The sequence below is a fragment of the Enterobacter cloacae complex sp. P18RS genome (assembly GCF_014982105.1).
Taxonomy (GTDB): domain Bacteria; phylum Pseudomonadota; class Gammaproteobacteria; order Enterobacterales; family Enterobacteriaceae; genus Enterobacter; species Enterobacter hormaechei_C.
The window spans coordinates 1-391 of sequence record NZ_JADCKV010000060.1 but is presented as its reverse complement, the minus strand read 5'-3'; the positions used below and the strand labels follow the sequence as shown (position 1 = coordinate 391).

The window sequence follows — 391 nt, the reverse complement described above, 5'->3', positions numbered from 1 at the left end:
TTCATCCTTTTTATCAGGCACTGGGCTTAGATACACCTGCAATTTGTTGTAATGGCACCTATTTGAATAACGGCTAATGTAAACAAACAAATTCATCACACACAAAAGCGGCCCCCTATCGCTGTTCCAGTGCTCAAAAACTCACTTCACCTTGTTTCGTCGTAGCCGTAAAGCGGTGTACTATCGGAAAAACTACATACCAAAACCAGGTGAATCAATACATGAACTATCAGGTAATCGCCCTTGATCTGGACGGCACTTTATTGACGCCAGAAAAAACAATTTTACCAGCCTCACTATCTGCCTTACAGAATGCCCGTAAATCCGGGGCAAAGGTTGTTATCGTTACCGGACGGCACTTTGTAGCCATCCATCCTTTTTATCAGGCATT

1 protein-coding gene and 1 pseudogene are annotated in these 391 nt (G+C 43.2%); both read left to right on the top strand.

The genetic code is table 11. The features are described 5' to 3' along the window. A pseudogene (locus INF61_RS23015) lies at positions 1–65 on the top strand (hypothetical protein); the annotation flags it as partial. Positions 66–221: 156 nt separating this feature from the next. Further along, positions 222–391 (top strand): HAD hydrolase family protein (locus INF61_RS22685; RefSeq protein ID WP_193548151.1); only part of this gene is annotated, 170 nt, incomplete at its 3' end.